This window comes from Plantibacter sp. (assembly GCF_059073635.1).
On record NZ_JCACOF010000001.1, the window covers coordinates 211,453 to 237,550 of the forward strand.

Consider the following 26,098-nt stretch of genomic DNA (forward strand, 5'->3'; position numbering starts at 1 on the left):
GCGGAACGGAGGAAGGTGGGCCGGAGCGGTGCGACTAGTCGCGGTAGGCGCCCACGAGGCGGACGGCACCGCCGTCGACCCCCTTGGCACCCTGTTCGAACGCGCTGAGGTCTGCGGCGGCGTCGCCGAGGTGCACGGTGCCGACCTGCCAGGTCGCGATCCCGTCGGCCTCGAGCGCGGCCGTGACACCGGCGGCGACCGCCGGCGAGACGACGGCGAAGAATCCGACGCCCAGGTTCCAGGTGCCCTCGCTCGACTCGAGCGAGGATCCGGCCAGCTCGCTCAGCGTCCGGAACACCGGCGACGGGCTCCAGGTGGAGCGGTCGACCTCGGCCCAGGACCCCTTGGGCAGGACGCGCGCGAGGTTGGCGGCGATCCCGCCTCCGGTGACGTGGCTGAGCGAGTGGACGCCACCCGCGAAGGCCGGGGCGTCGAGCAGCCGCAGGAGGGGCAGGGTGTAGAGCCGCGTCGGCTCGAGGAGGGCCTCGCCGAACGTCGTGCCGAGGTCGTCGCTGTGGTCGGCGTAGCCGACGCCCGCCTGGGCGAGGATGTGCCGCACGAGGGAGAAGCCGTTCGAGTGCAGGCCCGAGGACGCGAGTGCGAGGACGACGTCGCCGTCCTCGACGCGGTGCTCACCGAGGATGGCGTCCGCCTCGACCGCACCGGTGCAGGCGCCGGCGACGTCGTAGTCGTCGACCCCGAGGAGTCCGGGGTGCTCCGCGGTCTCGCCGCCGATGAGCGCCGTCCCGGTGTCGGAGCAGGCCTGGGCGATGCCCGAGACGATCGAGGCGATGCGCTCCGGGTGGACCTTGCCGCAGGCGATGTAGTCGGTCATGAAGAGCGGCTTCGCCCCGACCACGACGATGTCGTCGACGACCATGCCGACGAGGTCCTGGCCGATGGTGTCGTGCTTGTCGATGGCCTGGGCGATCGCGACCTTCGTGCCGACGCCGTCGGTCGACGTCGCGAGCAGGGGCCGACGGAAGGCGGTGAGTGCCGAGGCGTCGAACAGGCCGGCGAACCCGCCGAAGCCGCCGAAGACCTCCGGACCGTGCGTCTTCGCGACGGCGGCCTTCATGAGCTCGACGGCGCGGTCACCGGCTGCCGTGTCGACACCGGCCTCCCGGTAGCTGGTGGATGAGGTCATGACCGTCCTGAACCTTCTGCGATGGGTGGATTCGGGGGGCCGGACTCACCTGGCTCGGCACTGACGGAACCGTTCGGTTCCGCGTCGGCCGCGGGGGTCCCGGCTGGATGCACGTCAACTCTATCCGCTGCGACGATCCGCGTCCGTCGCGCCATGGAGCGGTCGATGAGGAGACCGACGACGAGGGCGATCGCACCGAAGACGACGACGCACACGAGCAGGAGGAAGCCGAACACCTGGGTGAGCGAGTAGTCGGCGCTCCCCGGGAACGCGAAGGTGAGGATGAGCGCGGCGATGATGCCGACGAAGGCGCCGATGACGAGGAACCGCCAGTAGCGGGGCGACCGGCGCACCGAGACCGAACCGGAGGAGTACACGGTCGCGACCTCGGTGTCGGGCTCGGTCGAGGGCGTCGGACCGGTCGGTTCGGATGGGTGCTGAGCTTCCGGTGCTGGCTGCCCGGTGGCGTCTGTCATGCCTCCATTCTCCCCCACGATCCTGGGCATCGTGAACCGATGGTGAACGGCCGCGGTCGACGTGCCGACGGGTACGATCGAGCGGTGGACACGACGGGGACCGAGACGACCGATCCCGCTCCGATCCCTCCCGACGACACCCTGCTCTCGGCGGTCGAGTCCGCCGCCGCCGACGCCGGGTTCACGCTCGAGCCGGAGCAGCTGGAGGTGGCGAGGCGTCTGGCGTCACTCCGGATCGGCGAGGACCGACCCGCGCACCTGTACCTGTGGGGTGCGGCCGGGCGGGGCAAGACCTGGCTCCTCGACGCGTTCTTCGAGGCGCTCCCGACGCATCGGAGGCGTCGCGTCCACTTCCACTCCTTCTTCCGCGGGCTGCACGCCGCGATCCACCGGGTCCGCACGGAGGCCGCCGACGCCGCTCGGGCGACGGGCGAGCCGGGCGCCGGGTCCCGCGCGGCGGCCGGAGCGGTGACGAACGCGGTCGAGCAAGCCGTCGACGAACTGCTCGACGAGGTGGACGTCGTGCTCTTCGACGAGTTCCAGGTGCACGATCCCGGCGACGGCGCGCTCATGATCCGGCTGCTCGACGCGCTCTTCGCCCGACAGGTGACCCTGTTGACGAGCTCGAACTCCGCGCCGCAGGATCTGCTGCCGGACCCGGGGTACCACCACATCTTCGAGCCCGGCATCGCCCTGATCGAGGCGAACATGCAGGTGCTCGAACTCGCCGGCTCGACCGACCACCGTCGCAGCTCCCCGGTCAGGCACGGCGACGGCTTCGCCCGTGGCAGCTGGTCCATCGCCGGCGAGTCCGCGGACGCCCACCTCGCGGCACTCGGCCTCCACCGTCCGGGGCCAGGCGAGGCGACGACGCTGACGATCAGTGGCCACACGTTCCAGGCAGCCGCCGCGCGCGACGGCGTCGTCTGGTTCGCCAGCGCCGAACTCATCGAGCGTCCGACCTCGGTCGGCGACTACCTCGCCTGGGCGGCGGACTACGACCGGTGGGTCCTCGACGGCCTGCCCGAGTCCCATGCCCTCACCCGGGAGGCGCGCGCCCGGTTCGTCCACCTCGTCGACGCCCTGTGCGATCTCGGCGTCGAACTCCACGTCGTGGCCACCACCGACCGGGAGACCTTCATGACCGATCCCGCCCTCGGACCGGAGGGGTTCGCCCGCGACGCGGTCAGGACGCGCAGTCGGCTCGCCCTCCTCCGCGAGATCCGCTGACAGCAGCTCAGCTCCCGGCGAGCACGGCCCGCTCGACGGCGCGGTCCAGTCCGACGACGGGCCGGTCCGGACGCTGCGGCGCCACGCCGCCGAGTGCCTGCAGCCAACCCCAGGTGTCGGCGACGGTCTCGGCGAGCGGACGACGACGGAGACCCGCCGCGACCGCACGCGAGACGTCACCGTGATGCATCGCGTCGGCGTCCGGTCCGGTGGGGAGCCAGACGGGCAGTTGGGTCCAGGGCTGGATCCCGGCCGCGAGCACCCGCTCCTGATCCACCCAGCGGAGGGTCGCACCCGACCCGGTCGCGGCGACGCAGGCGTCGAGCAGCTCCCCCAACGTCGTCGCCCGCGGCTCGCTGACGACGTTGAACGCACCACTCGCGCCCGTCGAACCGGCGGCGAGGAGGAAGGCCGCGAGATCCCGCGCATCGATGTACTGGATGGGGTCGGAAGCGGCACCAGGGGCGAGCACCTCACCGCCCTCGGCGATCCGCGCCAGCCACCAGGGCAGTCGCCCGATGTTCTCGTGCGGGCCGAGGATGAGGCCGGCTCGCGCCAGGACCGCTCGGTCGCCGAACGCCTGCACGGCGGCCAGCTCACCGCCGCGCTTGGCACGGGCGTAGTCCGCGAAGCCGTCGTCGTGCGCCGACCCGTCGACGACCGGCGCGTCCTCGGCGGCACCGGCGGGAAGCGGGTCGGCGTAGACCGAACGGCTCGAGACGTACACGTAGCTCCCGACCCGGTCCGCCAGCAGCGCGGCCGCGTCGCGGACGGCGACCGGAGCCCACGACCAGGTGTCGACCGCGACGTCCCACGACCCGACCCTGAGCGCGTCGAGTCCGCCGGGCAGCGTCCGGTCGCCGTGCAGCACGGTGACCGCGTCCGACGGCGAGGACCGGTTCGTACCGCGATGGAAGACGGTGACCTCCCAGCCGGCGGCGACGGCCTCGTCGACGACCGCTCGCCCGACGAACTCCGTCCCGCCCAGGACCAACAGCCGATTCGTGCTCATGCCTCCATCACAGCGCACGAGGCGGTGATGCACCACCCCGGTTCGCTGGGAGCAGCGAGCAGCGCGTCCGAGCGGAGCGCTGTCCGGCGGACTACTTGCGGCTGTGCTCCAGCGATCCGGCTCGCATGGCGGCCTCGTCGTTCAGGTCGACGCGGGAGGCCACGTAGTAGCTGCTCCACTTCGCCGCGTGGTACACGGGGTTCATGACGAACCAGTACGCCCGGCGCTTCCAGCCGTACTCCTTGTCGCGGACGATCCGCTTCGCGTCGCGGATCGCGCCGACGACGGTGTAGCCGATCTGCCGGGACCGTCGGAGCCGCGCGATCGGGCTTGCCGATCCGTCGCAGACGCCGTCGTCTCGTCGAAGATGCGCTTGCGGTACTCGTCGAGGGTGAGGTCGTTGGAGTGGATGACCCAGCCCCGCGGCGCGTACGCCTTCCGCAGGCCGGCCGCGATGATGTCGGCACCGAACGCCATGTCCTCGGAGTACGGGAGGTCGCGGTACGGGATGTCGCCGAGCAGGAGCTCGCGGCGCGTGGCCGAGTTGACGTCGGAGTAGAACGCGAGGGCGTCGAGCAGCCCGCCGTTCCCGTCGGCGAAGCCGTCGTTCGCGAACACCGTCGTGCCGAAGTCCGGCCCGAAGTTGTGGAAGACGTCGTGGATCTCGTACTTCAGCAGCGGGAAGCAGGTCGGGCGCGCGATCTGCTTGCCCATGACCGCGACGACGTCCATGCCGTCCGGGTCCAAGGGCGTGGTCAGCTCGTGCAACCAGCGGGAGTCGCCCGGGATCGCATCGTGCGTGAGGTACGCGACGTACTTGCCGCGGGCGAGCCGGGCGGCGAGCTGGCGGGTCCGGCCGTGGCCGAACTCGCTGTTCGGGATGACGTGCAGCCGGACGTCCGGGTGGGCGGCGACGATGTCGAGCGTGCGGTCGGTGGAGCCGGAATCGATGACGAGGGTCTCGTAGGTGCCGTCGTAGTCCTGGCCCTCGATCGCGGAGAGGATCTGCTCGAGGTACCGCTCGCCGTTGTACGTGGGGATGACGATCGTCGCGTCGAGCGTCGTCTCGGCTGGGGCGTCGATGTCGGAGGTCACCGCACCAATGTACCCGGACCGTCAGCGCGGCAGCAGCAGTGGCACGAGGCCCGTGAGGTCCGCTCGCTGGCCGGACGCGTGCACCGTGCCGCCGGCCATCGCCGTGGTCCAGTCGATGCGGCCGGAGGCGAGCGCGAGCCAGGTCGGTGCGTCCATCTCGATGACGTTCGGCGGCGTGCCTCGGGTGTGGCGGGGGCCCTCGATGCACTGCACCGCACCGAACGGCGGCACCCGCACCTCGACGGTGTTGCCGGGCGCCCGCTCGACGAGGAGCTCCAACAGGTAGCGGACCGCGGTCGCCGTGTCCGTGCGCGACGCCGGTGCGTCCCCGAGCGCCTGCTCCAGGGCTGCGCGACCGACGGCGTCCGTGATCCTGGGTCTGGCCATGCATTCGAGGCTAGGCCATTGCGCCTTAAGCTAGACGGGTGAAGATCCTCGTCCTCGGTTCCGGTGCTCGCGAGCACGCCATCATCAAGGCTCTCCTCTCCGAAGAGGCCGGGCACCACATCATCGCCGCCCCCGGCAACGCGGGCATCGCGGGGGATGTGACCGTGGTCGGCATCGACCAGGAGAACCCTTCGATCGTGCGCGACTTCGCCCGCGACGAAGCGGTCGACCTCGTCGTCATCGGGCCCGAGGCCCCGCTCGTCGCCGGCGTGGCCGACAAGCTGCGCGCCGCCGGCATCCCGGTCTTCGGCCCCAACCGCTCGGCGGCCGCACTCGAGGGCTCGAAGTCCTTCGCGAAGCGGATCATGGACGAAGCCGGCGTGCCCACCGGTCGCGCGGTCCGCGCCGAGGACCTCGACGCAGCGATCGCCGCGCTCGACGACTTCGGTGCCCCCTACGTCGTCAAGGCCGACGGCCTCGCGGCGGGCAAGGGCGTCCTCGTCACCCACGACCGCGACGCGGCCATCCAGCACGCCACCAACTGGCTCGGCTACGGCGGCGTCCTCGTCGAGGAGTTCCTCGACGGCCAGGAGGTCTCCCTCTTCTTCATCACCGACGGCGAGACGGTGCTCCCGCTCTCCCCCGCGCAGGACTACAAGCGGCTGCTCGACGGCGACGCCGGCCCGAACACCGGCGGAATGGGCGCCTACTCCCCGTTGCCCTGGCTCGACAACCGCTTCGGGAGCGAGACGGCCTTCGTCGACGAGGTCCTCGAGACCGTCGCCGTCCCCGTCGTGCGGCAGCTGGCGTCGGAGGGCAACCCGTTCCAGGGCCTCCTCTACGCCGGCCTCATCCTCACCGAACGCGGGATCCGCGTGATCGAGTTCAACGCGCGCTTCGGCGACCCGGAGACGCAGGTCGTCCTCCCCCGGCTCGTCACGCCGCTGTCGGCGCTCCTGCTCGGCTCGGCCACCGGCACGCTCGGCGAGCAGCCGCGACCCGCGTTCGCCGAGGCGAGCGCGGTGACCGTGGTGCTCGCGAGCCAGAACTACCCCGAGACGCCCGTCACCGGCCGGAGCATCACCGGCCTCGACGCCGCCGTCGCCGTCGAGGGGGTCCACCTCGTCCACGCGGCCACGGCCGACGTCGACGGTGGCCTGGTCGCCACCGGCGGCCGCGTCCTCAACGTCGTGGCCCTCGGATCCACCTTCCCGGAGGCACGCGGCCGTGCGTACGAGGCGCTGTCGCGCATCGAACTCGAGGGCGGTCAGTACCGCACCGACATCGCCGCACGCGTCTCCTGATCGCGGCCCGGATGAGCGCCGCAGCGGGAACCGGGTCGTCGGCCGTCGTCGAGAGTCACGACGGCACCAGACTGCACGTGGACGTGATCGGCGACGACACCCTGCCGCCCCTCGTCGTCCTCGCCGGCGGTCCGGCGCGCCACCCGGTCTACCTCGGTGATCTCGGCGGCCTGAGCACCAGGCGTCGCCTCATCGTGCTGCACCAGCGCGGGGTCGGACGGTCCGAGAGCGGATCGTCGACCGCTGCGGCGAGCTGGCCGGAACTCGCCGAGGACGTCGAGGCCGTGCGTCGCTGGCTGGACGTCGACCGCCTCGAACTCCTCGGGCACTCCGCCGGCACCCGCGTCGCCGTGAGCTACGCCGCGCGCTACCCGCACCGGCTCGACCGCCTGTGCCTCATCACGCCGCCCGCCACCTGGCTCGTCGACACGGACGACGACAGCGCGGAGATCATCGCGCGGCACGCGGCGGAGGACTGGTACCCCGGCTTCCTCGAGGCGCTGCCCGCGCTGCTCGCGGCGCCGGACTCCGCGTCGGGGAACCGGCTTGTTCCCGGCGGTGGCGCCCATCGCCTGGGGCGAGTGGGACGACACCGCCCGCGAACACGAGCGGCTGGGCGCCTGGCATCCGGCCGCGCAGGACGCGTTCGTGCACACCCCCACGATCGACGAGGTCGAGGACATCCGCGACGCCCTCCGCACCGTGACGGCTCCCGTGCTCGTGGTCGCGGGCTCCGAGGACGGCCTGACGGGACTCGCGCCCGTCGTCGACCTCGCGAAGCGGTTCCCGCTCGGCCAGGCCATCGTGCTCGACGGGTGCGGACACTACCCCTGGGTGGAGCAGCCGCGATCCTTCGCCGCCGCCGTCCACGGCTTCTTCCCGATCGGCTGACCGGTGCGCAGCGTCGATCTGACGTTCGACGAGGCCCTCGAGGCCGCCGTCCGCGACCGCTGGCACGCGCTCCTCGACCTCGGCATCAGCAGTCTCGCCACGCATCGCGGTGCGAGCAACCGTCCGCACGTCACGCTGTCGGCCGGCGAGGACCTCGAGCTCACCGGGCGGCCGGCCTTCGCGCCGTTCGCCGTCCGGCTCGGGGCTCCGCTGCTGTTCCCGCGTCGCTCGGGCGCCGTCCTCGCGCTCACGGTGATCCCCACGCACGAGCTGCTGGAGCTGCACGGACGTGTGGCCGGCGACGTCACCGGTGCCTTCGAGCACACCCGGCCCGGCGCCTGGACACCCCACGTCACGCTCTCCCGACGCGTCGCCGGCGAGCAGACCGCGGCGGCACTCGCCGTGCTCCGGTCGCTCGGCGACCTCCCGTCCGGGCTCGTCACCGGGCTCCGGTTCTGGAACGGCGACACCAGGACGGTCACGGACCTCCTCGGCCCGTGACCGTCCGGTGTCGCCGTGTCGGCGGAGCCGCTACTCGGCTTCGGACCGGGCGGTCGCGGCAGCCGCGGCGACCGCGGCGGCCTGTCCGTGCTGGGTCTCCGGGGTCGACCAGGCGGCCGCCTTCGGCTTCTGGAAGAACAGGACCACGACCGCGCCCACGAGCGCGAGGCCTGCCGGGAGGAGCAACGACTGGGCCATGGCGGTGGTGAACCCGGCATGCAGGAACTCGGGCAGCTCGCCACCCGTCACCTCGCTCACCCCACCGGCCGCCCCACCGGGTGCAGCGGGCAGCTCGGCCGCGAGGCGTCCCTGGATGAGCGCGGCGATGGCCGCACTGCCGAGGACGGCTCCGATCTGACGCGTCGTGTTGAACACGCCTGAGCCGGCGCCGGCCTGGTGCTGTGGGAGCCCCCGGGTGGTGAGGTTGGAGACCGGGCCCCACATGAAGCCGTTGGCGAGGCCGAGGACGGCACTCGGGAGGAGCAGCATGAGGATCGGCTGCTCGGGCGTGAGGAGGATCGAGTACCAGCCGAGCGCGAGGGCCAGCAGGAGGAGCCCCGCGAGGGCGAACCACTTCGGGTTCACGCGGTCGATCGCCCGCCCGACCACGGGCGCGAGCCCGGCGGAGAGCACGGCCATCGGGACGAGCATGAGCGCGGACTGCGTCGGGGTCAGGCCGCGGACGGTCTGGTAGAAGAAGACGAGCGGCAGCGACATGCTCGTGATCGTGAACCCGATCGTCGAGATCGCGAGGTTGCCGACCGAGAAGTTGCGGTCGCGGAACAACGCCAGCGGGAGCAGCGGCTCGCCCTTCATGACGGCCTGCCACACGACGAACAGGCCGAGGACGACGACACCGGCGATGATGAGGCTCCACACGGTGATCGGACCGGTGATCGTGCCCCAGTCGTAGCTCTGGCCCTCCTGGATGCCGAACACGAGGAGGAACATCCCGAGCCCGCTCAGGACGACCCCGAGCACGTCGAACTTGTGCGGGTGCGTGGCGAGCGCGGGGACGTTGCGCCAGACCATGATGAAGCCGATGACACCGACGGGCACGTTGATGAAGAAGATCCACTCCCAGCCGAAGCCGTCGACGAGCACGCCGCCCAGGATCGGGCCGACGAGCGTCGCGACGCCAGCGGTCGCTCCCCAGAGGCCCATGGCCGCACCGCGGCGGTCCGGCGGGAAGATGCGGGTGATGACGGCCATCGTCTGCGGGGTCATGAGCGCCGCGCCGAGACCCTGCACGACGCGGGCGACGATGAGCATCTCGATCGAGCCCGACAGGCCGCACCAGAGTGAGGCGAGCGTGAAGACGACGAGGCCGATGAGGTAGAGGTTCTTCGGGCCGAAGCGGTCGCCGAGACGGCCCGTGATGAGCAACGGCACCGCATAGGCGAGCAGGTAGGCGCTCGTCACCCAGATGACGTTGTTGATGTCGGTGTCGAGGCCGCGCATGATCGCGGGGTTCGCCACGGACACGATGGTCGTGTCGATGAGGATCATGAAGAAGCCGATGACCAGGGACCAGAGCGCGGGCCAGGGGCGCACGGCCCCGGGCGTCGGACCGGAGACGCCCTGGGGAGGCGTGGTGGGGGTGGTGGACATGATGTCCCTTTCTGCACGGAGGACGGGTTCGCGTTCGGGACGCGAGGATGAGCGGGACCGCCGGCCGGACTGGTCGGTCGTCCCGGAGGTTCAGGTGGAGGGTGTCGGCTGAGCGGACACGGGCGGGGTCGCCGCCTGCTCGTGGAGTGGCGCACGGGTCCCCGGCACGTGCCAGGCGAGTGCACCGTCGGCGATCTCGGCGAGGAGCGATTCGAGGTGGGCGATCTCGGCGCGCAGCATGGCGGCCGAGTAGGGGACGTTGATCCAGTACACGCGCGGGATCCCGCGCTCGAGCGCCCACGTCATGCGGCGATCGAGGTCGGCGAGCTCGGCCTGCTGCCGGAGGATGCGGGTCTCGAGCAGCATCCGCACCTCCTCGGCGCCCAGTTCGTGCGCCTCGGACAGCGCGAGCCCGAGCTCCGGGTACTCGTTCGTGGGGGTGCTGAGCAGCTCGCGCAGCCGCTCCCCCAGCAGGTGCCGGCCGAGGTCGGTGATCTCGAAGGTGGTGCGCTCGGGCCGGGCTCCCTCGCGGTCGGTCCCGGAGGCGAGCACGAGGCCGTCGGCCTCGAGTCCGTAGACGGCGCGGTAGAGCGAGCCGGGGCTCACCTTGACGACGCGGTCCTCCTGACGGTGGAGCGCGAGTTGGTACATCTCGTAGGGGTGCATGGGGCGCTCGGCGAGGTAGCCGAGCGCGGCGACGGCGAGCAGGCCGAGCGGCTTGACCTTGCCCATGACCCTCCCATCACTCCACGCGAACTATTCCACGTGGAATATACGCGTACCGCCCTGAGGTCGCAAGCCCTGGCGACCGACCCGGCCACCGCCGATGCACGATAATGAACGAGTGAGCGCACCCTCGGAGACCAACGCCTGGAACCACGTCTACTCGGGCAAGGTCCGCGACCTGTACGAGCCGGCCGCCGGGCCCGACGACCTCTTGCTCGTCGTCGCGAGCGACCGGGTGAGCGCCTTCGACCACGTGCTCGAGCCGGGCATCCCCGGCAAGGGCGATCTGCTCACCAGCCTGAGCCTCTGGTGGTTCGACCAGCTCCGCGAGGTGCCGAACCATCTCGTCCCCGATCATGAGCTCGACGCCGCGGGTGTCGCGGTGTCCAGCATCCCGGCCGAGTTCGCCGGCCGGGCGATGCTCGTCCGCAAGCTCGACATGTTCCCCGTCGAGTGCGTCGTCCGCGGCTACCTCACCGGCTCCGGCTGGAAGGAGTACGTCGCGAACCGCACCGTCTGCGGCATCCCGCTGCCCGACGGCCTCCGCGACGGCGATCGCCTGCCCGAGCCGCTGTTCACCCCCGCGTACAAGGCGCCGCTCGGCGAGCACGACGAGAACATCTCGTTCTCCCGCATGGTCGAGCTCATCGGCGAGGACGACGCGGTCGCGCTGAAGGACCTGTCACTCGGCATCTACGAGACGGCATCACTGACGGCGGAACGCCACGGCGTCATCCTCGCCGACACGAAGTTCGAGTTCGGCCGCAACCCGGGGACCGGCGTCATCACGCTCGGCGACGAAGTGCTCACCTCCGACTCCAGCCGGTACTGGGACCGCGACGTCTACCTGACGAGCGACGACCCCACCGCACGCATGGCCAGCTTCGACAAGCAGATCGTCCGCAACTGGCTGGCCCACAACTGGGACCAGGACGACCCGTCGACACCCACGCCTCCGACCCTGCCTGCCGAGATCGTCACGCAGACGGCCGACCGCTACCGCGAACTCCTGGAGCGCCTCACCGGCAGCGGGCGCTGACCACCGGAACCATCCGCATCGCGGAGGTGCCGGTCAGCTCGTCTTCCGACGGGCGCGGAGCCGAGCGTTGTCGGCCAGGATGGCCTGCGCATCGGGCAGCGGCCCCTCCGGCACGATGACGCCCATGAGCGTGGCCGTCTTCTCGAGTGCGTCGCGTGCATCGTCGGCCGCGAGCCGCGCCTCGACGAGATCGCAGGAATCGTCACTGCCCACCTCGCTGCGGGTGCCGCTGCGCTCCACGAGCTCGCGCTGCAGGCGCTCCGCGGTGGCGTACATGCGCGTCAGCGTCCAGAGTGAGGTCCACGGGAGGTCGTCGCTCAGCCCGATGAGGTGATCGTTGAGCGGGTCGATCCACCGCGACGGCTGGTGCCCGCCGTCCAGGCGACGACGACGGTTGCGTCGTTCGGCCGACACGAGCAGGAAGACGGCGACGAGGATGGCACCGAGCAAGGCACCGACGACGTCGAGTCCGGGCACCCACTCCGGGTCGAAGCCGGGGAGCGACACTGACGAGCGTTCGTCGTGGACGAGTGACCACTCGACGAGCACGCCCACCGTCGCGCCGATGACGAAGCCGCTGAGCAGGAGGAATGCACCGAGCAGGAGCGTGATCCTCCGCCGCAGCTGGTGACCGCGCTGTTGATCCTCGGTGAGCTCACCTCGTTCCGCGAACGGATCCACGACCATGAGGCGACCACCGACACGGACCACACCAGGGTGGCGAGTCGTGACCGTCATGGCCCGAGGATACCCCACAAGGTGGGTCATGCGGCGGGATTCACGAGCCGAGATCGGCGGAAATCCGCGGTGGATCGGCCGTCGTGACCCCCGGAATGGGGGCGCTCGAAGAGGTCACGTCGCCCTCGGACGCCGTCGCCGAGACCTCGACCGGATCCCGCGAGGCTCGCCGGAGGGTTCGAGCCGGCTCGCGTGACCTCCCGCGGGTCGTTCAGGGTCGGACACCGACGCGCGGGAAGGCGCCCGATGCAGCTGCGACGAGCGCCTCGTCGACGTCCTGCAAGGGGAACTCCGGGCCGACGAGTTCGGCGAACGGATACCGACGCCACGCACCGGTCAGGAAGTCGACCGCGCGTGCCAGATCCCGCGGTCGGTAGTTGTGTGCGCCGCGCACCGTGAGGAGGCGTCGGACGATCCGTTCGGCGTCGATGCCGAGCGGCGCACCGGGCGACACGCTGCCGACGAGGACCGCCGTCCCGCCGATCGACAGCGACGCGATGGCGGCGTCGACGGCACGGGCGTCGCCGGACATCTCGATGGCCACCGGGAAGCCCTCAACGCCCGCCGCCAGGTGCGCGGCGTCGAGGTGCTCGGCGGCGCCGATCGTGGGGTCGACGGTCGCGATGGCGCCGAAGCGACCGGCGAGCAGCCGGCGGGCGGGGTCCGGATCGCTCACGACGACGCGCGCCCCGGCATCGGTCGCGATGGCCGCGACCGTCAGCCCGAGCATCCCGGCGCCGGTCACGAGGACCGCCGTGCCGGGCAGGTCGTGCCCGGCCGCATCCAGTGCGGCGATCGCGGTGGCCGTCGCGCAGGACGCCGGCGCGAAGACGGCGGCGGGCGGCGTCTCCCCCACGATCACGATGGCCGTGCCCTCGAGGAGTTCGACGTGGGTGGCGAATCCGCCGCTCAGCTCCCAGCCGCGGTGGACCCGGTCGTGCCCGTACTTCGCGAGCCGGCGGCACTTCTGCTCCAGGCCGGCGGAGCAGCGGTCGCAGACGCCGCAGCTCACGACGACCGACCACACGACCCGCATCCCCGCGACGAGGACCGTGCCGTCCACCGCGGTGACGGGTCCCCCGACCGCCACGACGCGTCCCACCTGTTCGTGCCCGAGGACGAGCGGCGTGGCGGCGTCACGGTGCCCGAGGACGGTGTGCACGTCGGAGCCGCACACGGTCGCCAGTTCCACCTCGACGAGGACGTCGCCCGGCCCGAGCGTCACCCCGGGCACCGCCATCGCCTGGTGCGGGTGCCCCGGCCCCTGCCAGACCATCGCGATCGGCGACGGTCTGATGAAGACGTCGTTGCCCTCGTGCGCGGTGAGCGTCGTGTGCATGGTTCCCCCGGTCGATCGTTCAGTCGAGACCGAGCAGCGCGGGCAACTCGGCGATGCTCGTGATGATCTCGTCGGCGCCCGCCTCGAGCAGCGTCTCCTCGTCGTGTGCTCCGGTGAGCACCCCGACGACGAGCCCGGCGCCGGCGTTCACCCCGGACAGCATGTCGCTGGCCGTGTCGCCGACGACGACCATGGTGTCGACGGCGCTCGCACCGAACCGGAGGAGCGCGGTCAGCGGCAGGTCCGGCGCTGGACGCCCTCGACCGGCGTCGGCGGGCGACAGGGCGTCGTCGGCGAGTTCGGACCACCCGAGGCTCGCGAGGAGCGCGTCGCGCGTGGCGGGGGCGAACCCGGTGGTGAACACGACGCCCACGCCGAGCTCGCGGAGCCGCCGCACCGTGTCCTCGGCTCCGGCGATCGCCTCGACGCGCCCCTCGCCGACGAGGCGCTCGTAGGCCGCTTCGAAGGCGGCGTTGCCGGAAGCGGCTCGAGCCTCGTCGCCGTCGGTCAGCATGAGGAACACGTCGAGCTTCGACTGGCCCATCGTGTCGCGGACGAGCTCGATGGCCGCGTCGAGCGCGTCCTCGGTGTCGATGCCGATCGTCTCGGCGGCGACGCGGAAGGCGTCCTCGACGACGCCGTCGTCCGAGACCGTCGTCCCGGCGAGGTCGAGGACCACCAGTTCGAGCAGGAGGTCGTCCTCGTGCGCGTCGTCGAACCCGCCCTCCAGCTCGTCGAGGTCGGCGAGGTCGGTCTCCACGTCGTCGTCGAGGTCGGGTGCCGCGGTGCTGTCCTGCTGGGGTCGATCGATGCTGGTCACGAGAGGCCTTTCTGAAGGTGGGCTGATGCGGCACGGATGCTGGTCGGCTGCGCCGGCGAGAAGGTCGGGCCGAGGTGCTCGGCGACGGCCAGCTCGCCGAGCGCGGGTCCGGTGGTCATCCCGATGCCCGTGGTCGCGGCGACCACGCGGACGCCCGGGGTCGGTTCGTCGATGAGCAACTCCTCCGGGGCGGTGGCGTAGACGCCCTGCCAGCGTTCGAGGACGTCGAGCCTGGTCCCGAACAGCGTGCTTCCAGCCTGCAGGAGTTCGTCGAAGGCGTGCTCGGACTGGAACGGGGAGACCGCTTCGCCGCGACTGTGGGTGTCGCCGAGGATGATCGAGCCGTCCGGCAACTGGGTCGCCATGAGGTTGACGTCGAGCGAGGCGAGCCCGGGGTGGTCCTGCTGCAACCGCTCCCGGAGTGCCGGGATGGCGGGCGAGTCGGCGAATCCCGCGTAGCGCAGGAGCGACCACCCGGTCAGGAGCGGCGCCGGCATCGGCATCGGGAGTTCGGCGCGCACCCGCACCATGTCGAGCGCGCATCGACGGACGACCGCCCGCTCGGCCAGCTCGGGGAGGAGCGTGTCGATGTCGTGGTTCACCGCGACCACGGTGAGGCCTGCGGCGATGACGCCGCGGCTGGTGTCGACGAAGCCGGAGCGCAGCCCCGTCACGGTCGTCCGGCGTCGGAACTCGACACCGCGGCGTTCCAGGTACGCCGTGACGGCGCCCAGCGCCTGACGCGGGTTCACCTGGAGGTCGCGTGGCAGCCAGGCGCCGCCCACCACGTCGTCGGCACTGATCGGCACCTGCTGCAGGAACTCGGCCGCGTCGTACAGGCGGACGTCGGCCGCAGCTCCCGCCTGGGCACGGGACGCAGCGAAGTCCTCGAGGACGCGCAGCTCGTCGAGGTGCCGGGCGACCACGTGCGTGCCCGAGCGCCGGACCCACAGCCCAGCGTCCTGCTCGAGTCGCTGCCAGATCTCCGCCGAACGCGCGGCGAGGCGGGCGGCGAGCCCGGCCTGCGGCGTCGCGGCCAGATGACCGAAGTTGCGGACCGACGCACCCTGGGCTTCGGCCGAACGTTCGACGACCACGACCTCGGCACCGGCGTCCACAGCGGCGAGCGCCGCGGACAGCCCGACGATGCCGGCTCCGACGATCACGACGTCCGCGCGATCGGCCGAGGCACCGAGCGAGCCGACGCCGAGGCCGACCCGCGGCGCCGACACCCCGCCGCTCATCCGTCGTCCGTTCACGAGAACACCCTCCGCATCCACATGGCGATGCCCTCGACGACGAGGACCACCGCGAGGATCATCAGCACGATGGCCGTGACCTGGTCGTAGTTCCCACCCTGGTCCGCCTGGATCAGGTAGTAGCCGATGCCGCCTCCGCCGACGATGCCGAGCATGGTCGCGGCGCGGATGTTCGTGTCGAGCGTGTAGAAGGTGTGCCCGACCAGTGCACGGGCGCCCTGCGGGAGCGTCGCGGCGGCGTAGACCTGTGGGCGCGTCGCGCCGACGGCGGTCAGCGCGCGTTCCGGTCCGGGCGCGACCTCCTCGAAGGAGTCCGCGATGAGCTTGCCGAGGAGGCCGATCCCGCAGATGCCGAGCGCGAGCGTCCCCGCCTGGGCCCCGAGCCCGGTGACCACGATGAGGAGGATCGCGAGGATGAGCTCCGGGATGCCGCGGATGCCGACGAGCGCGAACCGGGCGCCGGTGCGGACACCGCGGTTCGGGGCGACGTTCCGTGCGGCGAGGGACCCGATGACGATCGAGCAGACGAGGGCGATGAGGGTCGCCGCGAAGGCGATCGCGACGGTCTCGAACATCGCCTCGACCATCTGCTCCGTCGTGCGCATGCCGAACGACGGAGGCCAGAGTCGGACGAGGACGTCGGGGGCCTTGGCCCAGAACGTCACGAGGTCGCCCCACTGGATGTCGGACACGACGACGCCCCAGACCACGACCGCCACGGCGAGCCAGGCACCGACGGTGTCGCGGACGCGGGCCGGCGTCCACGGACGCTTCGCTGCAGCGGCGATCCGGGACTCGGCGCTCGGAGAGGCGACCGTGCGGCTGCTCCCACCCGCCGCACGACGTGCCTCCCGGCCCGCGGCCACCCGACGCACGACGCGGTCACCGAGTCCACGTCCGGTCGGCTGCACCCCGAGCATCACGGTCCGCACGGTGCTCGACACGATCTCCATGACGACGCACAGCGCGAAGATGACGATCGCGAGTCCGATGCCGAGCGAGTAGTCGAGGGATTTGAACGCGAGCGACAGTTCACGGCCGAGGCCGAGGACGCCGACGTAGCCGAGGAGGACCGAACCGCGCAGGTTGATGTCGCCGCGGTGGAGGACCGTGGCCACCCAGGACGGGAGGACCTGCGGCAGGACACCCGAGGTGAACTCCTGCAGCTTCGAGCCGCCGGCCGCCCGGATCGCGAGTCGTGGCCCCTCGTCGACCTGCTCGATCGCGTCCGCGAAGAGCTTCGAGATCATGCCGACGGAGTGCAGCCCGATCGCGATGATGCCGGGCAGCGAGCCGAGCGAGAACATGAGCACGAGGATCATCGCGATGACGACATCGGGCACGGCACGGCTGAGCACGCCGACGAACCGACCGACCGCGCGCCAGGCCGGTCCCGGGGTCGTGTTGGCGGCCGCGAGGTACGCGACCGGGATCGAGAGCACCGCAGCGAGGACGGTGCCTGAGATGACGATCCCCAGGGTCAGGGCGGTGAGCGACAGCAGTTCCCCGGGCGGCGGGAACGTGATCGTGCCCACCCGGTTGAAGAAGTTGACCGCGTTGCCCCAGCTCGCCACCATGTTCGGGATCGAGATCCCGACCTCGAGGAGCGAGTAGACCGAGAACGCGAGCAGCGCGATCGAGCGTGAGCACGGCGGCGATCGTCTGCGGTCGGAGCCGACCGACGGGAACGGGTCCGGAGAGTCCTGGCGGGCGGCCGGCGGGCGGTGCCGTCTTCGCGGGTGCGGTGACGACCATCAGCGGGTCCTGCCCGGTCGACGGAGCTCGTCGGGCTCGCGGCCGTCGACATCGGCGTCGAACTCCCACTCCGGGTCGTCGGGCAGTTCGTCCTCGCCCACGCGCTCCTCGACACCGAGCAGGCCGCGGAGGTCGTCGTCGGGGTCGCCGAGCAGCTCGTCGGTCTCCAACTCCACCGCGATCGCCTGCAGCTCACGGGTGCTCGTCGCGACCCGGCCGTAGATCTCCATCACCTCGGTCTTCGACAGGCCGTCGGTCGTGGTGTCGAGGACCACCTCGCCGTGGCGGAGACCGACGATGCGGTCGCCCCAGGAGAGCGCGAGGTCGACCTGGTGCAGGCTGCACACGACGGTGAGTCCGCGGTCGATCGCGATCTCGCGGATGAGGGCCATCACCTGCTCGCTCGATTCCGGGTCGAGGGAGGCGACGGGCTCGTCGGCGAGGAGGATCTCGGGGTCCTGCATGAGCGCTCTGGCGATGGCGACGCGCTGCTGCTGACCGCCGGAGAGGGTGTCGGCGCGCTGGTAGGCGCGCTCGAGGAGCCCGACGCGGTCGAGGTGGCCGAGCGCCTTCAACTTCAGGGTGCGGCCGTAGCCGAGGATGCCGAGACGCGGTCCGCGGACGCCCGCCAGCGAACCGGTCAGGACGTTCTCGAGGACGGTGAGCGACGGGACCAGCTCGAACTGCTGGAAGACGAACCCGACGCGGGCGCGGAGCCGACGCAGGGCACGCTGTCCGAGGGCCGGCACCTCGTCACCGAGGACCGAGACCGACCCGGCGGTGGGCCGCTCGAGGCCGTCCAGGTGACGGAGGAGCGTCGACTTGCCGGAGCCCGACAGACCGAGCAGGACGACGATCTCGCCGCGACGGATGTCGAGGTCGACGCGCTGCAGGGCGACCGTCCGGTCGAAGCGCTTCGTGACCCCGCGGAGACGCACGAGCGGTTCCGCTCCGTCGGGTGCGGTGCGACGCGCCTGCTGCTCGGTGACGCTCATGGCTGCTGCCTCTCGTGGATTGCGGATCATCGACGGCCGTTCCCGCCCTTCGACAAGCTCAGGAACCGCTTGTCGAAGGGCGGGACTGGCGCTCAGGTCAGGCCTGGCACTGCTTGGCGTTGGTCTTCTTGCAGATGTCGCGGATGGTGTCGTAGTACGCGTCGTCGACCGGCGAGGTGCCGTAGAAGGTCGCGCGGAAGGCGTCGCTGTCGGCGCTCTTCACGCCGGAGTCGATGATCTGGTCGATCGTGACCTCGGACAGGGCCTTCTCGAGCTTCTCCTTCACGTCGGCGGGCAGCGAGTCGGACTCGACGATCGGCGCACCGGGGACCATCGTGCGGTCGATGACCTTCACGCCGTCGTTCTTCTCGACCTCGGAGTCCTCGGCGAAGCCCGCCTCGCACTCGACGCCCTCGGCGGTCTTCGTCACCGAGACGTCGTGCTTGCCGGCGAAGACCGGGGTGATGTCCTTCTCGGGGTCGATGCCGGCCTCGAGCAGGTTGTAGCTCGGGAACAGGTACCCGGACGTCGAGGACGGGTCGACGAAGCAGACCTTCTTGCCCTTGAACTCCTCGATCTTCGTGATCGACGAGTCCTTCGGGACGATCGCCTCGGAGTAGTAGCCCGGCTCCTGCCCCTTGACGGTGATGATCGACGAGATCGGCGTGATCTTGGCCCCGTTGTTGAGCGCGGTCACGTAGGTGAAGCCGGAGAAGGAGGCGACGTCGATCTTCCCGGCCACGGCCGCCTCGATGAGGGCCGCGTAGTCGGTCGACTCGTGGTACTCGACCTTCTTGCCGGTCTCCTTGGCGATGTAGTCCATGAGCGGCTGGTAGTTGGTCTGCGTGTCGACCGAGTCGGGGACGACGCCGAAGACGAGGGTCTGGTCGTCGACCGCGAAGGTCCCGGCCGCGGCGGAACCGGTGTCGCTGGCGGTGGCGCTCGAGCAGGCGGCCAGGCCGATCGAGAGGAGGGCGGCGGCGCCGAGCGCAGCGACGCGGGTGAGGGAGAGCTTCATGTGCTGGGACGTACCTTTCAGAAGGACCGATGCACCCGCCCGCTCCGCGCGTGGCTCCGGTGGATCGGAACCGCGAGTGACCGACGCGGGCACTGCTGTGTGCCGTACGTGTGATCACGCTACGAGCGGCGCCCGAACAGGGCCGGGCCTCCCGGTGAACAGGAGGTGAAGCCCCGCGGAAGGATCGATCAGGCAAGCCACGGCCGTCGTCCGCCGAGCCGCCTAGACTGCTGGAATCCGCCCATCCGAGCAGCAGAGCAGGTGAGTCGTTTGCCCCTCGACCCGATCTTCGTCGAACGAGCGCGGACGCACCGCGCCTACCTCATCTCGACCGCACTCGAGCAGGCGAAGGCCTTCTTCCTGCGGCCGAAGACGACCACCGTCGCGCGCCCGAAGCCCGCTCCCGCGGCGGACCCGAAGGCGACCTCCCCGAAGGCCGCCGGGCCGAAGGCGAAGCCCTCGAGCCCGACGGCGAAGGCCACCACCGCCGCACCCCGCCGCAAGAAGACGCGCGCACAGCACCGCAAGGCCGCGCGGAACTGGGACAAGAAGGAGCTCGCGACCGTCGGCGTCCCGGGCCCGGAGCTGCGCATCGAGGAGCACACGATCCCGGTCGCCGGCTTCCCCGACGTCCGGATCCGGCTCTACCACCCGCCGACGGCCGACGGCGACCAGGCGGTGCCCGCGGTCCTGTCCTTCTTCGGTGGGGCGTTCCGCATCGGCGGGATCGACTACCCGACGACCGACGCGGGGTTCCGTCGTCGGGCGGCCGACGCCGGCGTGGTCATCGCCGCCGTCGATTACGCGCTCGCTCCCGAGCACCGGTACCCGACCCAGCTGGAGCAGGCCCACGCGGCGCTCGAGTGGCTGTTCGCCGAGGCCGCGACGCTCGGGATCGACTCGGGGCGGATCGCCGTCGCCGGGGTGTCCGCCGGTGGCAGCATCGCGGCTGCGCTCACGCTCGTGAATCGTGAACGCGGCCGGCTGCCCATCCGACTCCAGCTGCTCGAGGTGCCGGTCACGGACCTGACCGGCGGCCACATCGACCTCCGTCCCGTGCGGGAGATGGGCATCCCGAGGATCTTCGCGATCAAGGAGCTCCGTTCCGTCGCGAAGACCTACCTCCTGGATCGACGTCAGGCGAAGGAGCCGCACGCGTCGCCCCTCCTCGCGCGGTCGCACGCGGACCTCCCCCGCGCCGTGATCCTCACGGCCGAGTACGACCCGCTCCGCGGCGACGGCGCGGCCTACCTGGCCGCGCTCCGGGCCGACGGCGTCGACGCGAGCGGGACGATGTACCTGGGCGCGACGCACGACACCCCCATCTTCGGCGGCGTGCTCCCTGCGGCCCGCCGCTGGCACGACGACGTCGTGACCGCCCTGCGATCACTCCACGACGCGGACTGAGCCGGGTCGCCGCGCAGACCGGCTTCCCCTCGGGCCCGAAAGCTGGAATCGTGTCGGCATGGACGCCCACGACATCCGGAACGCCTACCTCGACTTCCTCGAACGGAACGGCCACGCGCTGATCAAGCGGGCACCGCTCGTCCCGCGCGGCGACACGAGCACCCTGTTCAACGGCAGCGGGATGCAGGCACTCCTGCCGTACCTCCTCGGTGAGGAGCACCCCGAGGGGCGACGGTTGACCGACAGCCAGCCGTGCGTCCGCGCCCAGGACATCGAGGACGTCGGCGACAACCGACACACCACCTTCTTCGAGATGCTCGGCAACTGGTCGCTCGGCGACTACTTCAAGGAGACGCAGATCCGGCAGTTCTTCACCTTCCTGGTCGACATCGTCGGGCTGGATCCGGAGCGGATCTCCGTCACCTGCTTCATCGGCGATCCCGCGAACGGCATCCCACGCGACGACGAGGCCGCGTCGATCTGGGCGTCCGTGTTCGCCGAACGCGGGGTCTCCAACGGGATCGCGGAGATCGGCTCCCAGGCCGACGGCGACGCCCGCGGGGTGCGGCCCGGAGAGCGGATCTTCTTCTACGACGGCGGCGAGAACTGGTGGTCCCGCGGCGGGTCACTCGAGGGCACCCCGATCGGCGACCCGTGCGGCCCCGACAGCGAGGTGTTCTACGACTTCGGCCCCGAGTTCCAGGATCCGTCCTACGGCCTCGCGCATCCCGCGAGCGACGGCGGACGGTTCATGGAGATCGGCAACCAGGTGTTCATGCAGTACCGCCGACGCGAGGACGGCTCGTTCGAGGAACTCGCCCGGCGCAACGTGGACTTCGGCGGCGGCCTCGAACGCATCGCCGCCGCGTCGATCGACTCCGACGACGTCTTCCGCATCTCGCTCCTGTGGCCCATCGTCGAGCGACTCCAGGAGCTCACCGGGAAACGCTACGAGGACGAGACCTCCGCCATGCGCATCATCGCCGACCACCTGCGGGGTGCGACCTTCCTGGCGGTGGACGGCGTGCGTCCGTCGAACAAGGAGCAGGGCTACGTCATGCGGCGGCTGCTCCGACGGGCGATCCGGCTCGCACTCTCGCTCGACCTCCACGAGAACTTCTTCGGCGAGATCGTGCCCGTCATCGCGGGCTTGTACGCCGACGACTACCCGGAGGTGGCCGCCGCCCGCGACGAGGTCGTCGCCGTCCTCGTCAAGGAGGAGCAGTCGTTCCGACGCACGCTGGGCGCAGGCCTCCAGATGGTCCAGGGGTACGCCGGGCGGGTCATGACGGGACACGACGTGTTCCGACTGTCCGACACGAACGGCTTCCCGAAGGAGCTGACCATCGAGGAGGCCGGGCGCCTCGGCATCGAGGTCGCTTCCGACTGGGAGGCGGAGTTCGCCGCCGCGCTCGCGGAGCAGCGTGCGCGGTCCCGCGGGGCGACGCACCTCGGCGCCGCCGGCCTCCCGGGCGGCGACACCGCCTGAGGGTCGGCCTCCGCTCAGTCGCGCTTGAGCATGTCGATGCCGGCGCCGGCGAACTGCCGGAGCGTCGCGTCCGGCAGGAACGCGCGGGTGAGCGCCGCGGCGATCCGCGTGAGGTCGCCCTCGTCGCGGTACAGGAGGTAGATCGGCTCCGATCGCGGGTTGAACTTCTGCTTGAACCGGTGGAGGGACGAGAAGCCGTACACCGGCTCCAGGATGCCGCTGAGCTGACCCAGCAGGTGCGCGATGCGCCCCTCGTCGTCCTCCACCCGGTGCGCGAGCGGCGCGCCCGAGAGCGAGAGGATCTGCGCGCCCTCCTCGGCGAAGACCTTGGCCGAGGAGGCGATGAGGAACTCCATGACCGAACCGAAGCCCTCCTCGCGTCGCCGCATGAGGTCGAGCGTCCACCCGCGGTGCTCGCCGTCGGGGCCGAAGACCGGGAGCCAGCTGAGGAAGCCGTCGACGTCGCCGTCCGGTGAGATCGCGAGTGCCAGACGGACCTCGGGGTCGTCGGCCTCCTGCAGGGTCCCGAGGGTGAACCGCATCTCCGGCAGACCCTTGTCGCCGACCCAGCCCTCGGAGATGGCGCGGATCTGCTGTCGGACGCCCCAGGTCTCGGCGGCGTAGGTGCTCATCCGGAAGACCATCCCCTCGCGCTCCGCCTTGTTGAGCGCCGTGCGGATGTTCGACCAGGCCTTGCCGGTGAACGCGAGACCGGGGAGGTCGACGATCGTGTCGTCGGCGATGATGAGGTCGCGCCATCCCTCGGGCATCGCGTCCTTCGTCGCCTGGCTGGAACTGAAGAAGCACGGGATGAGGGAGTCGCGCTCGGCCGCCTGGACGAACTCCTCGACGCTCGCCTCGGAGGTGCTCCGGCGGGCCGAGCGGGTCGGCGAGCACGATCGCGACGCCGGCGTGCTTCTGGTAGGGCACGAGGCCCACCGAGGTGCGGAAGTACTCCATGCCGTCCCACGTGGCCATCCAGGAGAGCGAGCCGCCGCCGTCGGTCCGGATGAGCGCGCGGGCGTCGTCCGCCGACGGCAGGTCCTGCTGCTGCTTGCGCCCGACGCCGAGCTGCCGGCGTCGGTGGGACGAGAACGCGCTGCGGGTCGCAAGGAGGTAGACGAGGAAGGCGAGCCAGAGCACGGACGTCGCCAGGAACACGTCGGTGTCGCCCCAGTCGATCGGGAGCTCGGCGGGGTCCAACGGCGACAGCGCCAGGTACAGGACCGCGACCAGGACGTTGAGGATCGCCCAGACGACGCTCAGCACCCATGCCCAGCGGCGACCGAGCCGCAGGCCGTTGGCGACGAGGATGATCACGACCGTGTCGATCGCGACGTCGAGCCACGGGCCCTCCGCCGGAGCGGTCGGACCGAACGGGCCGTTGGTCGGCACGAGCAGGGCGACGATCTGGACGACGCCGAGGGCCACGCTCGTCGTGAACGCGAGCAGTCGGCGCTCGCGGACGCTGGCCCGCTGGATGCGGAAGGAGCGGTTCACCGCGAGGACGAAGAGCACCGCGAAGGCGTGCTCGAGGTCCGCGAGCGAGCCGATGAAGAGGACCCCGATCGCGGCGTAGGACGCGACGATGATCCAGCCCCGCTGCCGCCACGGCGAGGCGAAGAGCGACACACAGGCGGCGAAACAGGCCATCGTCCCGCCGGACGGACCGACGTCGAGCATCCCGGCGAGGCTCGTCGCCCACGGCCAGGGCAGCTGACTCGCGGCCCAGAGGAACCCGGCGGTGGCGAGGACGGCGACGAGCTGACCGGCGGCGAAGGTGATGAGCGCCACCTTCGATCCCCGCCACCACTCCAGCAGGCCGACCCAGGCGAACCCGATCACCGCGAACACGTAGGCCCAGGGCTCCACGACGAGGAACGTCCCGGTGACGGGGGTCCACCAGCGCCCGGCCTCGAAGGCGGGCAAGCCGTAGGCGACCGCGTCCCACCACGGTTGCGCCGTCGTCGACTCCCAGAGGCCACGCCCGACGACGCCCGACGACGAGGACGACCAGCACCAGGGCGATCGTGACCGGCACCCGGCCGACCACCGTTCGGATCCTCATGCGCGCTGCCCCCTTCGTGGTTCCACGGAGCACACGCGCGCCGTGCGGTCGAGGCTACAGAACGGCCGCGTGGGACCGCAACGCATCGCCGTCCGGCAGGCTGACCAGCGCGAGCCAGAGTTCGGCCCGAGCGGCGAAGGTGTCGAGGGGTCGCCCGAGCACCTGTTCGACCCGGGTGATGCGGTTGCGGAGCGTGTGTCGATGGATCCCGAGTCGCCGCGCGGCGGGCTCCCACTGACCGTTCGCCTCGAGCCAGCCGCGGAGGCTCGGCACGAGGTCGGAGCCCTCCTCGCGGTCGACGCGGAGCACGGGCTCGAGCAGTTCCTCGGCCACGGCGGCGGCGCGGACGGGGTCGAGCAACCCTGCCATCCCCGCTGCGGCGAGCGCCCCGAACCGCACGACGGCCTCGCCGGCGGAGACGGCGTGCTCGTGTGCGGAGACCGCCTGCTCGATCCCCGTCGTCAGTTCGGCGAGCGCGACGGCTCGGGAGAGGCCGAGCCGCCGAGCGGGGGCCGCCGCGATCACCGCCTCGACCGCCCGATCGACGTCCGTCTCGGTGTCCCCCTCGGCCGCTGCGAGGAGGAGGACGGGCCGTCCGTCCTGCTCGGCGACGAAGAGCGAACCCGGACTGAGCGTCTCGGCCCGTTCCAGCTCGGTGAGGAGTGCCTCGCGTGCTTCGGTCGGCCCGGAGCAGACGCCGACGCGAACCGCTCCGGTCGGCAACGGCGTACCGAGCTGTTCGGCGACCTCGCGCGCCGCGGTGGTCTGTCCGGCGCGGAGCAGCTGCCAGACGCCGGTGCGCAGCGAGCGCCCAGCCCGTCCGAGCGCGCCGCCCTGCTCGAGGGTGAGCCCGGCGATGGCGACGACGGAGGTCACGACGCTCTGGGCTGCGGCGTCCAGGGGGCCGTCGGTCCCGGCGATGGCGAGGACACCCCGGAGGTCCCCACGCCGACCGAGGGTCTGGAGCGAGACCGTGCGGGTGCGGCTCGCGAGCGTCGCACCCGACCGCTGTCCGCGGCTGAGGAGCATGGTGGCCTCGCCGGCCACCCGCTCCAGGAGGCGCTCGGTCTCGGGACCGGCGGTGGGCCCGTCGCCCGCGATCGCCACCGGGGTCGCATGCGCGTCGAAGAGCACGACCCAGGCACCGAGCGACCGCGCGAGTTCGGTGACGACGGCGGCCGTCGCGTCGGGGCGGAGCGCGGCGAACGCGATGGCGCGCTGGGCGCCCAGGGCCCAGGCGTCCCTCGCCCGCGCCGCCTCGGTGAGGAGGTCGGACGCGTACCGGATGACGGCGATGAACGGCGTGCGGTACGGGACCTCGATGAGCGGCATCCCGTGCGCCGCGCAGGCCTCGGCGAGTTCCGGCGGCGTCCCGGCCGTGATCACCTCGGTGCCGAACCCCAGTCCGGCGACACCGGCGTCGGCGAGGCGGGCGACGTACGCCTCGACCTGCGTCGTCGACACCGCGGTCCCGAACTGCGTGCCCGTCGTGAGCAGCACCTGGTCGGCGAGGAGGAACGGCGTGGGGTCCGGCAGGTCGGACCCGGACACCCAGGCGACCTGCCGGTCGAGCGCGCCCTCGGTCCCGGCCACCACGAGCTTCAGGCCGAGCGCACGGTGGTCGAGGAGGTCCTGCAGCGTCGGTGCCATGGCGTGAGTCTACGCACGGATGCCGGATCGTCCAACCGATGCCAGTTGCATGGACAGACTGTCGACTGCCTCGACGCGGACCGCTGCCTAGCCTGGGTGCACTGCTCGCGGACGACCTCGGCGCCCCCGCCGGACGCGGCA

24 protein-coding genes and 2 pseudogenes are annotated in these 26,098 nt (G+C 71.5%); 10 read left to right on the forward strand and 16 right to left on the reverse strand.

Annotation, left to right across the window (positions count from 1 at the left end; all coding sequences use genetic code 11):
• Positions 1-34: 34 nt before the first annotated feature.
• Positions 35-1,147, reverse strand: a complete 1,113-nt coding sequence (gene purM / locus AC5JOC_RS00975) for a phosphoribosylformylglycinamidine cyclo-ligase (protein WP_079705072.1) — start codon at positions 1,145-1,147, stop codon at positions 35-37.
• Positions 1,144-1,623 (reverse strand): DUF2273 domain-containing protein, encoded by a 480-nt coding sequence (locus AC5JOC_RS00980; protein ID WP_494244886.1) that lies wholly within the window; start codon positions 1,621-1,623, stop codon positions 1,144-1,146. The genes purM and AC5JOC_RS00980 overlap by 4 nt, the downstream gene beginning before the upstream one ends.
• Positions 1,624-1,707: 84 nt before the next feature.
• Here AC5JOC_RS00980 and zapE point away from each other — a divergent pair, with 84 nt between their 5' ends.
• Positions 1,708-2,853, forward strand: coding sequence for a cell division protein ZapE (gene zapE / locus AC5JOC_RS00985; RefSeq protein ID WP_494244887.1), 1,146 nt, complete (start codon positions 1,708-1,710; stop codon positions 2,851-2,853).
• Positions 2,854-2,860: 7 nt separating this feature from the next.
• Here the strand turns inward: zapE and AC5JOC_RS00990 are convergent, their stop codons facing one another.
• The 3 genes from AC5JOC_RS00990 to AC5JOC_RS01000 all read right to left on the reverse strand — a co-directional run bounded on the left by AC5JOC_RS00990 (position 2,861) and on the right by AC5JOC_RS01000 (position 5,347).
• A complete protein-coding gene (locus tag AC5JOC_RS00990) occupies positions 2,861-3,865 on the reverse strand; it encodes an NAD-dependent epimerase/dehydratase family protein (protein WP_494244888.1) in 1,005 nt (334 codons plus the stop codon).
• 201 nt (positions 3,866-4,066) lie between these two features.
• The gene (locus tag AC5JOC_RS00995) at positions 4,067-4,960 is read right to left on the reverse strand and encodes a glycosyltransferase family 2 protein (RefSeq protein WP_494244889.1); all 894 of its coding nucleotides are present in this window, start codon (positions 4,958-4,960) and stop codon (positions 4,067-4,069) included.
• 21 nt (positions 4,961-4,981) lie between these two features.
• Positions 4,982-5,347, reverse strand: coding sequence for a sterol carrier family protein (locus tag AC5JOC_RS01000; RefSeq protein ID WP_064294203.1), 366 nt, complete (start codon positions 5,345-5,347; stop codon positions 4,982-4,984).
• 38 nt (positions 5,348-5,385) lie between these two features.
• Here AC5JOC_RS01000 and purD point away from each other — a divergent pair, with 38 nt between their 5' ends.
• From purD to AC5JOC_RS01020, 4 genes and pseudogenes are all read left to right on the forward strand, one after another.
• Positions 5,386-6,651, forward strand: a complete 1,266-nt coding sequence (gene purD / locus AC5JOC_RS01005) for a phosphoribosylamine--glycine ligase (protein ID WP_194599331.1) — start codon at positions 5,386-5,388, stop codon at positions 6,649-6,651.
• An 11-nt stretch (positions 6,652-6,662) separates the two neighbouring features.
• Positions 6,663-7,088 (forward strand): annotated as a pseudogene (locus tag AC5JOC_RS01010) (alpha/beta fold hydrolase); the annotation flags it as partial.
• Between the two features lie 64 nt (positions 7,089-7,152).
• Positions 7,153-7,542 (forward strand): annotated as a pseudogene (locus AC5JOC_RS01015) (alpha/beta fold hydrolase); the annotation flags it as partial.
• A gap of 3 nt (positions 7,543-7,545) precedes the next feature.
• Complete coding sequence (locus AC5JOC_RS01020; protein ID WP_494244891.1) at positions 7,546-8,043, forward strand: 2'-5' RNA ligase family protein; 498 nt, start codon at positions 7,546-7,548, stop codon at positions 8,041-8,043.
• Positions 8,044-8,073: 30 nt separating this feature from the next.
• On the opposite strand, the gene AC5JOC_RS01025 is transcribed toward AC5JOC_RS01020, so the two are convergent.
• A complete protein-coding gene (locus AC5JOC_RS01025; protein WP_191940491.1) occupies positions 8,074-9,654 on the reverse strand; it encodes an MFS transporter in 1,581 nt (526 codons plus the stop codon).
• A gap of 90 nt (positions 9,655-9,744) precedes the next feature.
• Positions 9,745-10,386, reverse strand: a complete 642-nt coding sequence (locus AC5JOC_RS01030) for a PadR family transcriptional regulator (protein ID WP_079705064.1) — start codon at positions 10,384-10,386, stop codon at positions 9,745-9,747.
• A 94-nt stretch (positions 10,387-10,480) separates the two neighbouring features.
• Here AC5JOC_RS01030 and AC5JOC_RS01035 point away from each other — a divergent pair, with 94 nt between their 5' ends.
• The gene (locus tag AC5JOC_RS01035; RefSeq protein ID WP_079705063.1) at positions 10,481-11,419 is read left to right on the forward strand and encodes a phosphoribosylaminoimidazolesuccinocarboxamide synthase; all 939 of its coding nucleotides are present in this window, start codon (positions 10,481-10,483) and stop codon (positions 11,417-11,419) included.
• Positions 11,420-11,452: 33 nt separating this feature from the next.
• Here AC5JOC_RS01035 and AC5JOC_RS01040 read toward each other — a convergent pair whose 3' ends face one another.
• From AC5JOC_RS01040 to AC5JOC_RS01070, 7 genes are all read right to left on the reverse strand, one after another.
• Positions 11,453-12,157: a hypothetical protein gene (locus AC5JOC_RS01040; protein ID WP_139382399.1), complete on the reverse strand. Its 705-nt coding sequence runs from the start codon at positions 12,155-12,157 to the stop codon at positions 11,453-11,455.
• A 211-nt stretch (positions 12,158-12,368) separates the two neighbouring features.
• Positions 12,369-13,496 (reverse strand): zinc-binding dehydrogenase, encoded by a 1,128-nt coding sequence (locus AC5JOC_RS01045; protein ID WP_124768656.1) that lies wholly within the window; start codon positions 13,494-13,496, stop codon positions 12,369-12,371.
• 19 nt (positions 13,497-13,515) lie between these two features.
• The gene (locus AC5JOC_RS01050) at positions 13,516-14,316 is read right to left on the reverse strand and encodes an HAD family hydrolase (protein ID WP_494244894.1); all 801 of its coding nucleotides are present in this window, start codon (positions 14,314-14,316) and stop codon (positions 13,516-13,518) included.
• The gene (locus AC5JOC_RS01055; protein WP_244175412.1) at positions 14,313-15,575 is read right to left on the reverse strand and encodes a TIGR03364 family FAD-dependent oxidoreductase; all 1,263 of its coding nucleotides are present in this window, start codon (positions 15,573-15,575) and stop codon (positions 14,313-14,315) included. The genes AC5JOC_RS01050 and AC5JOC_RS01055 overlap by 4 nt, the downstream gene beginning before the upstream one ends.
• A complete protein-coding gene (gene phnE, locus AC5JOC_RS01060; RefSeq protein ID WP_494244896.1) occupies positions 15,572-17,152 on the reverse strand; it encodes a phosphonate ABC transporter, permease protein PhnE in 1,581 nt (526 codons plus the stop codon). The genes AC5JOC_RS01055 and phnE overlap by 4 nt, the downstream gene beginning before the upstream one ends.
• A gap of 177 nt (positions 17,153-17,329) precedes the next feature.
• On the reverse strand, positions 17,330-18,325 hold the full coding sequence (gene phnC, locus AC5JOC_RS01065; RefSeq protein WP_411557874.1) for a phosphonate ABC transporter ATP-binding protein: 996 nt from the start codon (positions 18,323-18,325) through the stop codon (positions 17,330-17,332).
• 97 nt (positions 18,326-18,422) lie between these two features.
• The gene (locus AC5JOC_RS01070; RefSeq protein ID WP_159877690.1) at positions 18,423-19,343 is read right to left on the reverse strand and encodes a phosphate/phosphite/phosphonate ABC transporter substrate-binding protein; all 921 of its coding nucleotides are present in this window, start codon (positions 19,341-19,343) and stop codon (positions 18,423-18,425) included.
• Positions 19,344-19,604: 261 nt separating this feature from the next.
• On the opposite strand from AC5JOC_RS01070, the gene AC5JOC_RS01075 reads away from it, so the two are divergent.
• Together AC5JOC_RS01075 and AC5JOC_RS01080 are read left to right on the forward strand one after the other, a co-directional pair.
• Complete coding sequence (locus tag AC5JOC_RS01075) at positions 19,605-20,750, forward strand: alpha/beta hydrolase (RefSeq protein ID WP_494244899.1); 1,146 nt, start codon at positions 19,605-19,607, stop codon at positions 20,748-20,750.
• Between the two features lie 58 nt (positions 20,751-20,808).
• Positions 20,809-22,239 carry an alanine--tRNA ligase-related protein gene (locus AC5JOC_RS01080; RefSeq protein ID WP_494244901.1) on the forward strand — a complete coding sequence of 477 codons (1,431 nt, stop codon included), beginning with the start codon at positions 20,809-20,811 and terminating at the stop codon, positions 22,237-22,239.
• A 14-nt stretch (positions 22,240-22,253) separates the two neighbouring features.
• Here AC5JOC_RS01080 and AC5JOC_RS01085 read toward each other — a convergent pair whose 3' ends face one another.
• Positions 22,254-23,051, reverse strand: a complete 798-nt coding sequence (locus AC5JOC_RS01085) for a bifunctional lysylphosphatidylglycerol flippase/synthetase MprF (RefSeq protein ID WP_494245162.1) — start codon at positions 23,049-23,051, stop codon at positions 22,254-22,256.
• A gap of 500 nt (positions 23,052-23,551) precedes the next feature.
• Between AC5JOC_RS01085 and AC5JOC_RS01090 the strand changes: the two genes are divergently transcribed.
• Both AC5JOC_RS01090 and AC5JOC_RS01095 read left to right on the forward strand, forming a co-directional pair.
• Positions 23,552-23,818, forward strand: a complete 267-nt coding sequence (locus AC5JOC_RS01090; RefSeq protein WP_494244902.1) for a hypothetical protein — start codon at positions 23,552-23,554, stop codon at positions 23,816-23,818.
• Between the two features lie 9 nt (positions 23,819-23,827).
• The gene (locus AC5JOC_RS01095) at positions 23,828-23,959 is read left to right on the forward strand and encodes a hypothetical protein (RefSeq protein WP_494244904.1); all 132 of its coding nucleotides are present in this window, start codon (positions 23,828-23,830) and stop codon (positions 23,957-23,959) included.
• Between the two features lie 402 nt (positions 23,960-24,361).
• Here AC5JOC_RS01095 and AC5JOC_RS01100 read toward each other — a convergent pair whose 3' ends face one another.
• The gene (locus AC5JOC_RS01100) at positions 24,362-25,957 is read right to left on the reverse strand and encodes a PucR family transcriptional regulator ligand-binding domain-containing protein (protein WP_494244906.1); all 1,596 of its coding nucleotides are present in this window, start codon (positions 25,955-25,957) and stop codon (positions 24,362-24,364) included.
• Positions 25,958-26,098 lie beyond the last annotated feature (141 nt).

Excerpts from the sequence above, each read along its gene's own strand:
- purM (WP_079705072.1), bottom strand. The coding sequence starts at position 1,147 with ATGACCTCATCCACCAGCTACCGGGAGGCCGGTGTCGACACGGCAGCC.
- AC5JOC_RS00980 (WP_494244886.1), bottom strand. The coding sequence starts at position 1,623 with ATGACAGACGCCACCGGGCAGCCAGCACCGGAAGCTCAGCACCCATCC.
- AC5JOC_RS00990 (WP_494244888.1), bottom strand. The coding sequence starts at position 3,865 with ATGAGCACGAATCGGCTGTTGGTCCTGGGCGGGACGGAGTTCGTCGGG.
- AC5JOC_RS01000 (WP_064294203.1), bottom strand. The coding sequence starts at position 5,347 with ATGGCCAGACCCAGGATCACGGACGCCGTCGGTCGCGCAGCCCTGGAG.
- AC5JOC_RS01025 (WP_191940491.1), bottom strand. The coding sequence starts at position 9,654 with ATGTCCACCACCCCCACCACGCCTCCCCAGGGCGTCTCCGGTCCGACG.
- AC5JOC_RS01030 (WP_079705064.1), bottom strand. The coding sequence starts at position 10,386 with ATGGGCAAGGTCAAGCCGCTCGGCCTGCTCGCCGTCGCCGCGCTCGGC.
- AC5JOC_RS01035 (WP_079705063.1), top strand. The coding sequence starts at position 10,481 with ATGCACGATAATGAACGAGTGAGCGCACCCTCGGAGACCAACGCCTGG.
- AC5JOC_RS01040 (WP_139382399.1), bottom strand. The coding sequence starts at position 12,157 with ATGACGGTCACGACTCGCCACCCTGGTGTGGTCCGTGTCGGTGGTCGC.
- AC5JOC_RS01045 (WP_124768656.1), bottom strand. The coding sequence starts at position 13,496 with ATGCACACGACGCTCACCGCGCACGAGGGCAACGACGTCTTCATCAGA.
- phnE (WP_494244896.1), bottom strand. The coding sequence starts at position 17,152 with ATGGTGGCGAGCTGGGGCAACGCGGTCAACTTCTTCAACCGGGTGGGC.
- phnC (WP_411557874.1), bottom strand. The coding sequence starts at position 18,325 with ATGAGCGTCACCGAGCAGCAGGCGCGTCGCACCGCACCCGACGGAGCG.
- AC5JOC_RS01070 (WP_159877690.1), bottom strand. The coding sequence starts at position 19,343 with ATGAAGCTCTCCCTCACCCGCGTCGCTGCGCTCGGCGCCGCCGCCCTC.
- AC5JOC_RS01080 (WP_494244901.1), top strand. The coding sequence starts at position 20,809 with ATGGACGCCCACGACATCCGGAACGCCTACCTCGACTTCCTCGAACGG.
- AC5JOC_RS01090 (WP_494244902.1), top strand. The coding sequence starts at position 23,552 with ATGATCACGACCGTGTCGATCGCGACGTCGAGCCACGGGCCCTCCGCC.
- AC5JOC_RS01095 (WP_494244904.1), top strand. The coding sequence starts at position 23,828 with ATGATCCAGCCCCGCTGCCGCCACGGCGAGGCGAAGAGCGACACACAG.
- AC5JOC_RS01100 (WP_494244906.1), bottom strand. The coding sequence starts at position 25,957 with ATGGCACCGACGCTGCAGGACCTCCTCGACCACCGTGCGCTCGGCCTG.